7 protein-coding genes are annotated in these 8,853 nt (G+C 29.1%); all 7 read right to left on the bottom strand.

Features of this window, described 5'->3' with window-relative positions:
* The coding region (locus tag BLS77_RS19215; RefSeq protein ID WP_341423501.1) for an HTH domain-containing protein at positions 1-221 on the bottom strand (221 nt) is incomplete at its 3' end.
* A 149-nt stretch (positions 222-370) separates the two neighbouring features.
* Positions 371-610 carry a hypothetical protein gene (locus tag BLS77_RS19210; protein ID WP_207648711.1) on the bottom strand — a complete coding sequence of 80 codons (240 nt, stop codon included), beginning with the start codon at positions 608-610 and terminating at the stop codon, positions 371-373.
* Positions 611-797: 187 nt separating this feature from the next.
* Positions 798-2,891 carry a methyl-accepting chemotaxis protein gene (locus BLS77_RS19205; protein ID WP_175490927.1) on the bottom strand — a complete coding sequence of 698 codons (2,094 nt, stop codon included), beginning with the start codon at positions 2,889-2,891 and terminating at the stop codon, positions 798-800.
* 379 nt (positions 2,892-3,270) lie between these two features.
* On the bottom strand, positions 3,271-4,797 hold the full coding sequence (locus tag BLS77_RS19200; protein ID WP_089973765.1) for a WD40/YVTN/BNR-like repeat-containing protein: 1,527 nt from the start codon (positions 4,795-4,797) through the stop codon (positions 3,271-3,273).
* Positions 4,798-5,264: 467 nt separating this feature from the next.
* A complete protein-coding gene (locus tag BLS77_RS19195) occupies positions 5,265-6,149 on the bottom strand; it encodes a PHP domain-containing protein (protein WP_089973763.1) in 885 nt (294 codons plus the stop codon).
* Between the two features lie 68 nt (positions 6,150-6,217).
* Positions 6,218-7,393: an MFS transporter gene (locus BLS77_RS19190; RefSeq protein ID WP_089973760.1), complete on the bottom strand. Its 1,176-nt coding sequence runs from the start codon at positions 7,391-7,393 to the stop codon at positions 6,218-6,220.
* Between the two features lie 16 nt (positions 7,394-7,409).
* Positions 7,410-8,447, bottom strand: coding sequence for an ROK family protein (locus tag BLS77_RS19185; protein WP_175490926.1), 1,038 nt, complete (start codon positions 8,445-8,447; stop codon positions 7,410-7,412).
* Between the last annotated feature and the right edge of the window lie 406 nt (positions 8,448-8,853).

Below are 8,853 nucleotides of genomic sequence, written 5' to 3'. Positions count from 1 at the left end.
AATCGGCGCGATAAATTATCAACTCTCTGTTTTCCTAAAGCCTTAACATCAAATCCTGCATTCCGTAGTATTTCTAATGGCATTTTCCCGGTATTATATTCAGAAACATAATACTCCTTAAATTCATCTGTATAAGTAATAGCTTTATTACTAGCTTTTTTTACAAATGGATTTACTGATAAATCTTTCAATTGTTCATCTGTAAAATAGATTCTTCCCATAACTACAATCCTCCTTTAAAATATTTTACAATAAAAAAAGACCCTATAAAATAGAGTCAGTTAAATAAATGTTTAGCACTTTTTTTCTAACTGTCCATTCTATAGGTACCAGTTTATAGCTCTATTACAGTTCAATTGTTTAAATTATTTTATTTTAAATACCAATAAATCATATTAATATTTTTTTCATCTAAACCTAAAGAATTTTCTATTAGCTGAAAATGTTTTACCCCGCAACTTTTTATCAGTTCCATTCCATAATTATTATCTATACAATATTGATATATATCATTTGGATTTCTTGAAATTGTTTCTCCCTCATCATTTGAATTATCAACACTTGTACAATTATACAAGTAAAAATCCATGACAATCGTAGTGGATTTCATTCTGGATACTATGAGTTACCAAATCAAGCCCTTGGAAGTTCCTATACTTACAAAAGGGTTTACACAATAAAGGAAATACATTTAAAAATGTGTTTTTCTCTATAATAGAACATACGCTATTAGGTGTTATTGGATCATTACGGGCGCACCGAGATACGAATTTAATACAACATTTGTAGTGTATTTTTTACAATTTGAATTTATCTACTTGCTTTATCATATCTTCAGACATATTTTTAAAGTTTTCAACAGCAGAGAATAGATTTTCAGCTGTTGAACCCATCTCTTCAGATGAAGCTGCTATTTCTTGAGATGAAGCTGATGTTTCTTCTGAAATTGCAGAAATATTTTCCACATTTTCTAAAATATTATCTTTTTGCTTATTAATATTCTCAGCAGAAGAACTTACTTCATCAATCTCAGGTATTATATTTTCTATTTTATCAACAATTTCTTTAAAGCTATGTAATGTAAGATTTACTGCATTTAACTGATTAAGTAATTCAACATTCATAGTATCGCTGTTTTCTAAAATAACTTTTGTATCAATAGAAACATTACCTAGTAATCCACTAATCTCATCAGCAGATTTTTTGCTTTGCTCTGCCAATTTTCTTATTTGATCTGCAACTACAGCAAAACCCCTACCCGATTCTCCTGCTCTTGCCGCTTCAATTGCTGCATTTAATGCTAATAAGTTTGTTTGCTCTGAAATATTATCAATTAAGTTAGTGATTTCATTTATTTTATTAACATTTTTGCCTAGAAGATTAAGCTTGTACCCAAATTCCTTAAAGGTTTTCCCTACGTTTTCTACCGATTCAGCTAATCCACTCATATTGTCATTACTTTCGCTTGCTATATTATTAATATCTTTTGTTTTTTGCTGTATTTGTATTAATGTTTGAGTCATTGTCTGAATTGATTTACCGAATTCAGAAAGTATTCCTGTTACATCTACAAGCTCACTCGCCTGTTGTCCTGTTCCTTTTGCAACTTCTTGTACTGCATTTGCAATATCTCCAGATGAACTTGCTACAAATTCAGCAGCAGAATGTAAGTCTTCAGTCTTATTATCAAGGGCCTGAGAATTATCCTTTATTGATAATAACATCTCATTTAAAGAAGATTGCATTTTTTGAGTTGAGCGAACAATATCACCAACTTCATCATTAAGATTCATATATTTTGGATCTACCTCTACTGAAAAATCTCCTTTTCCCATGCGTTTTATATGATTAGCTATACTTATTATAGGATTCGTAATTTTTTTCGCTATTATCATTGTTATTATTATACTTATAACTGCAAATATAAAAGCAAATATAAGTACTATTGTCCCTATACTGTTAGCACTAGCTTTAAATTCACTTGTCTCAACAAAACATATATAAGTCCAATTTAAGTTTGAATCTTCACTTGATGGATTTTCAACAATTACAGAATACTTTTTCCCATCTGCCATTTTCGTTTCAAAGGAAGAATTAATATTTTTCAAATCACTTAATTCACTTATATTTAACTCAGATATATTTTGGGATACTAAGCTTGTATCCTTAGGGTTTGCTAAAATAGTATCGTTTTTGTCTACTAACATTATATACCCACTATTCCCTATCTTAATGTCTTCAATCAATTGTGTAAGGGAATTAAGATCCATCCCCATATTTATAACGCCTTTCTTATTACCTTTGGCATCTTTTACTGTTGATAAAGAAATAAGAGATTTATGCCCATCTGAAGAAATGTATACATCACTTAAGGTTGGCTCATCTGGACTTGTAAGGGCAAGTTTGTACCAATCTCTTGTTCTTGCATCATATCCATTTTGTCTAGCTGTTGTTGGATACTGAACATATCCACCATTTGACTCAACACCAACTGAAACACTTTGTATTTCAGGATGAGTATCTGTGAAATTTTGAAAAATCTTATAAACGCCTGTTTCATATGGATCGTTTTTAAGTGGAGTCATTTCCGTTTTACCTGAAGCATCCTTTTTATCAACATATGAAGTAATTCTTGAGTCTGCTTCTCGTATAAGCTCATTTTGAGCAATCATACTAGTATTTTCTTGAATCAACTCAATATAATTTTCTATACCATCATTTACATGCACTATCTGTTTATGCAAAGAATCTACGTAATCATTTTCAGTTTGAATTACAACCTTTTGATAAATTATAAGCCCCATTAGAAGTATGGAAACTACAGTTAAAGAAACAAAGCTAAGCACTAACTTTTTCTTTAAACTACTTGTAAAGTTAAATTTTTTTTTCATTTGATTCTCTCCTCGTATAATCATTAGTTCTTAATATTTAGTTTTTAATTTCTGACCAATTATACCAGTTAATATTATGCAATTCAAGTAAATCATCTCAATAGTGTTAAATTATATTTTAAAATTCATATTTTGTAATTTTGTTAATTAACAATTTTGTGTCAGACAATCTGACTACTCAAAATACCTCTTAGTAGCAATGTCATCAAGCTAATAATACACAACTTAGAAACATTAAAAACTTGCTATTTAAAAATATCCCTTATTTGTTTTCATCCTAGCCCTTTAACTTTTCATAACTCCTATTTAAATAAAAAAATATTCAGTGCAATTTAATAATTACACTGAATATTAACATCATTTAAATTAATAAAATATATTATACTTCCTTTACATATTCCCATGTTATTCCTTGATCTTTTGATCTATATAATGCTTCACAATTCTTATTATAATCACCATCTGAGCCTTGCCCTACCATAGTATTAAGAGTTCCATTTTCATCATATGGCATACCTGGAAAATCAAAAGGATTATAAGTTTTTCCATCCTTTAATGGGATTTTAACTACTGGAAAGTCTACCTTCTCATAAGATGACCCTCCATCTTCAGTACGGTATAAATCGGCATGGCTACCACCACTATGTGATAAAGCTAAAAATCCCAGTTTTTCATTTATAAAAGTAATACCGGAAGCTCCGCCACCACTTCCCAAAAATGGATTTTCATTTACAGTCTGCCATGTGATCCCCCCATCAAAAGTACCATAGAGCGAATAAAATCTACTACCCGCTGCTGCTCCAGTAATTTGTAGCCTATACCCAGTTTTATCTGATAAATAAAACTCCTCTTCAGTATTTCCACTAGGTTTCTTGCTCCCCTCACTTGACTTCTCTAAATTATTTTCTGTACGTTTTTTATCTAATGAATCCTCCTTAAAAATATTTTCTAAATCCTTCACTAAATTATATCTAACAGGCATATATATGTCCTCTTTTCCTGGTACAAATAGAGAAACAGTATACCCTATTATTTCTGAAGGTGCATCATTAGGAGCTTTTATATTTCCATTTAAATCAATATACATAATCCCGTTTGTATTATATCCCCAACTTCTCTTTCCACCATAAATAATACCATACTCATTTTCATCCCATTTATTTACCGTTTCTTTAAGTGGAATCACATTCATTGTAGTCATTAATGGATTTAAAAGCTTATCTTCATTGTAATCTGCATTTACATAATCATCTTGATATACTATGATTTTCTCTGACTTATTACTGTCATAAGTAATTAAAAAACTCTTTAATTTATCCTTATCATCTTTTCCATAAATAAATGTATCAAGAGAAGTTATTGTCCCATCATTAGTAAAAATCAAATCAAAATTACCAGAAACATATAATTCTTTAGGGATATCAATTTTTTCATTAATATCTGTAAAAACCCCTTCTATTCCATCTTTAAATATATTATTATGTTCTAACTTTACAGTTCTTTTGTTTCTTAAATCTTCTAAAACCCACGCAAGTTTTCCATTATAATTTATTGCAGTATTGTAAATTTTGTATCCATAAAATGATGTTATAGCAACTATAATGACTATAGCTATATAAGTCCACATAGTCTTATATAATGATTTAACTTTTACAGTTGAATCTGAATCTGTATTCTCTTGTGATACATTTAATGGTATTTTTATACTTCTAGCTATGAATACTATTAACCAAATAAGATAGGAGAACATACATATAGCTAAAACTATAATATTATGACCAGTTCTACCAAATTTACACAAAGTATATAGTTCGTACATTGAAATACAATATATAAATATAAATAAAGGATTCAGCAACATAGATATGAATATTTTTCTTCTTGTAATTTGTTTATATTTTTTCATTTCATCCCACTCCCTTTATAATTAATTTTACCACATGCTTCCAATATCTTTATAATTATTTTATATTCACCCTATAAATAGTCCCGTTCCTACCATGTAGTTTCGCTAGGGCTTGTCAGCCAAGTTTTGCTACCTACTTCTAATCCATATCATTTAATAACTATATAATAATCATAACTTTCTGATAAGCAGCCTCTATTCTATTTATACTTTAGTGTAAAATATAAATATAAATATTAATACCCTATGAAAGAATGTCAAACATGAAAATAATTAAGAGGCTACTAATAATATCTCTTCTATCGACTCTTATATTTTTATCTATTGTATTCACCAACTAGACTTACGAGTAAGCAACACTTATCAGAACGTAAAGAAAAAAATAGTTTTTACAGTAAGAAGCCACAACAAAATTTTGTTGTGGCTTTAATTCTATAATCATACAATTTTATATACTCTATTACAATTCAATTTTTCAAACAACTTGTTTCTATATAACTTAATAACTTTGAATCACATCCAAAATTACCAATTTGTATGTTAGGTTTATTCTTCCCATGAAAATCGCTACCACAAGTAATTTTCAAATTATTTTCAATAGCTTTATTATAAAAGTAATCTATTTGAGAACTTGTATGGTATGTGCTAAATACTTCTATTCCATCTATCCCTTCAGATATTATTTCATCTATAATGCTTAAATCACTTTTCAAATTATTACCTGGGTGTGCTATTACTGCAACCCCACCATTATTATGAATAATATTTAAAGTTTCTTTTAAAGAAATAAATTTTATTGGGACATATGCAGGTTTTCCTTTAGAAAAGTAATCCCAATAAAAGTTTACATATGGCATATCACTTCGATTTCCTTCTTCCACATAAGGACTTAAAATAGTAGAATTTCTGTTAGTTTCATCTTCTAAAAGTATTTCTGCAATTAATTCTCCTGTTACAACTCCATTGTGAGCTCTTCTAATCACCTCTGATTTATCTAATTTTAGTCCTGTACACTGTATTATTTTTTCTATTTTTTTATTTGAGGCTTGTCTTTCTTGATTTAAGATATTAGATTCTAACTCATGAAAACATATATTTTTGTAATCTATATTGTAGCCTAATACATGAAGATTAATATCTTTAAAGGTGCAATCAATTTCTATCCCTGGAATTACCTCTATATTTTTATTTTCAGCATACTTTAATGCTGGTTCTACAGCCCTAGTAGAGTTATGATCAGTTATAGCAATAACATCTACATGGCTACATACAGCCATATCTATTATTTTTTCAACAGTTAACTCCCCATCATCACTAAAACATGAATGAATATGTAAATCTAATTTTTTCATAAACCTTACCTCCTATATATAATTGATACTATAATAACTTATACTCTCTAATTAAAAATAAATATAAATTATACTACCTTCTTTGCTTTCATAATTATATTAATTTTCTCTGAACATATAAGCATAATTACTATGAACACAAGTAAGAAAATTGGTAATACACCTATACCACTTTTTAATGCAATAAACCCTAAAAGTGGAGGCATAATAGTACTTCCTATATAAGCAAATGCCATCTGTACTCCCATAATAGATTGTGAAATATCTTTTCCAAAACGATTTGGTGTATCATGAAGCATTGATGGAAAAATTGGTGCACAACCTAGCCCTATAAGTATTAACCCTACCATTGAGAAATATGTTGCTAAAGGTAGCATTAACATAGTAACTCCTATAATACATATGGATTGTCCAATTCTAATTAAAATATTTGATTTCAGTTTCATAGCTACAAAGCCGCTAATTAACCTACCTACAGTAATGCCTCCAAAGAATAAAGCAAGCCACCTTGCAGCAACATCTGGTGAAATTCCTTTATGATTTACTAGGTAACTACTCCCCCATAAACCAACTGTAGATTCTGTGGCACAATAACAAAGGAATGATACTAAAACTAATTTTGCTCCAGGAAGTTTAAATATATTAACATTCTCACTCTTTTTAATATCTTCAGCGCTTTCTGCTATATTATTATTCTCCATCTTTTTCCACATTGGTAGGGTGAAAATCAAAAGTAAAACTACCAAAAATTGAATTATTGAAATTGAAAAGTACCCCTTTTGCCAGTCATTATTATTAGCTATAAAGAATGACATAATAATAGGACTTGAGGTTGCTCCTACGCCCCAAAAACAATGAAGCCAACTCATATGTTTAGCCTTATAGTGTAGTGCTACAAAGTTATTTAAACTTGAATCTACTGCTCCCGCACCAAGACCTAATGGAATTGCTAATATACATAACCATATAAATGATTGCAATAGAGAAAATCCAAATAGTGCACCGGCTGTCATTGTCACACTTACAAAAGTAACTTTGCCAGTGCCAAAACGTCTTATTACCTTGCTACTTAAAATACTTGAAACAATAGTTCCGGAAGTAATTATCATTGAAACGATTCCAGCACTAGATAGCTCAACTCCTAAATCTCTATGCATTATTGGCCAAGCTGATCCAAGTAATGAATCAGGTAAACCTAAGCTTATGAATGTTATGTAAATAATTATTAAGAAAAAAGTTCCCATAATGTCCCCCATTTTTTTATTTATTTGGATATGTATTAATTAAAACTAATGTTTTTTCTAATAGGTCTAAAGTAGATTTACTTATACCATTTTCAAAATCAGAGTTAAAATCCTCTGTTTTAGAAATTACTGGTAATGTAGTCTCTATTAATGTATATTTACAAGTTGTAATTATATTCTTTAAATAATCCTCATTAATAAATCTACCATAAAGAATAATTCGTTCTGGATCAAGTAGATATACTATTGATATAATTAACTTTGCTATAGCATTTGAAACTTCCTTAATGGAATTGTAATTAATATTTTCCCACTCAATTCCTAAAGGCATATTTTTTACTTCTCCAGCAAAATTTTTAAACCCAGTATAAATCTTTCCATTTATATAAATACCAACTCCTGGACTATATTTTTCTGGAAAATATACATATACTATAGCTGCATCACTTTTTATTTCCTCTTCATGCATATTGCAATACCCAATAACAGCAGCATTTACATCATTTTCAAACTTAACAGGAACGTTGTAACGATTTCTATAATACTCTGAAAAACGTACACCATTTAGATTTTTATAATCATTAGTAATAATGGTTCCATTATGTTCCGCACCAGGCAATCCAAATCCAATAGCCTTTATGGTTTGATACTTATGTATTAATTTATCTATTATTGGTTCAAAACTTTCTAAAACAATATGTTCTAGGCTAAAATTTTCCTTATGAATACACTCTCCAAAAAGGTTTACTACGCTAGCATGTATCCTATCCTTTTCATTATCCTCATCTGTATATATAATAAGAACATGGCTATATTCCCCATTGTAGCAATACCTATGAGCAGGGCGTCCACCATTTGATGGAATTACATCATCTTTAAATACTTGCTTTCCTTCTATAAGTTTTTGAAGAATAGAGCCTACAGTAACTGCGCTAAGACCAGTCACTTCTGATAATCTTTGTGTGGTTGCTTTTTTTTCATTTTTTAAATTTTTTAAAATAATGTTTGAATTCACTTCTTTCATTAATAATGAGTTTCCACTTAATGATTTCATATATAAATCCCTTTCCGCCATCTTAATTAAGACACTTAATTAAGTATCTTAATTAAGTGTAGCATCTATTTCCATCAATGTCAAAACATTATATAAACCTATATTCTCGTAAGTAAACATTTTATTAATTCATTTACCTCTCTTTAATTTTATACATCTGAAAATAATTTTCGACAAAAAAGAAACTGTAACAAAGTTTTAAACTGGTACCTATAGAATGGACAGTTAGAAAAAAAGTGCTAAACATTTATTTAACTGACTCTATTTTATAGGGTCTTTTTTTATTGTAAAATATTTTAAAGGAGGATTGTAGTTATGGGAAGAATCTATTTTACAGATGAACAATTGAAAGATTTATCAGTAAATCCATTTGTAAAAAAAGCTAGTAATAAAGCTATTACTTATA

This window comes from Clostridium gasigenes, from assembly GCF_900104115.1.
Classification (GTDB): Bacteria; Bacillota; Clostridia; order Clostridiales; family Clostridiaceae; genus Clostridium; species Clostridium gasigenes.
This window is presented reverse-complemented; position numbering and strand designations above follow the sequence as displayed.

What these genes read in the sequence shown, in the direction of transcription:
- BLS77_RS19210 (WP_207648711.1), bottom strand. Translation starts at nt 610, where the DNA reads ATGAAATCCACTACGATTGTCATGGATTTTTACTTGTATAATTGTACA.
- BLS77_RS19205 (WP_175490927.1), bottom strand. Translation starts at nt 2,891, where the DNA reads ATGAAAAAAAAATTTAACTTTACAAGTAGTTTAAAGAAAAAGTTAGTG.
- BLS77_RS19200 (WP_089973765.1), bottom strand. Translation starts at nt 4,797, where the DNA reads ATGAAAAAATATAAACAAATTACAAGAAGAAAAATATTCATATCTATG.
- BLS77_RS19195 (WP_089973763.1), bottom strand. Translation starts at nt 6,149, where the DNA reads ATGAAAAAATTAGATTTACATATTCATTCATGTTTTAGTGATGATGGG.
- BLS77_RS19190 (WP_089973760.1), bottom strand. Translation starts at nt 7,393, where the DNA reads ATGGGAACTTTTTTCTTAATAATTATTTACATAACATTCATAAGCTTA.
- BLS77_RS19185 (WP_175490926.1), bottom strand. Translation starts at nt 8,447, where the DNA reads ATGAAATCATTAAGTGGAAACTCATTATTAATGAAAGAAGTGAATTCA.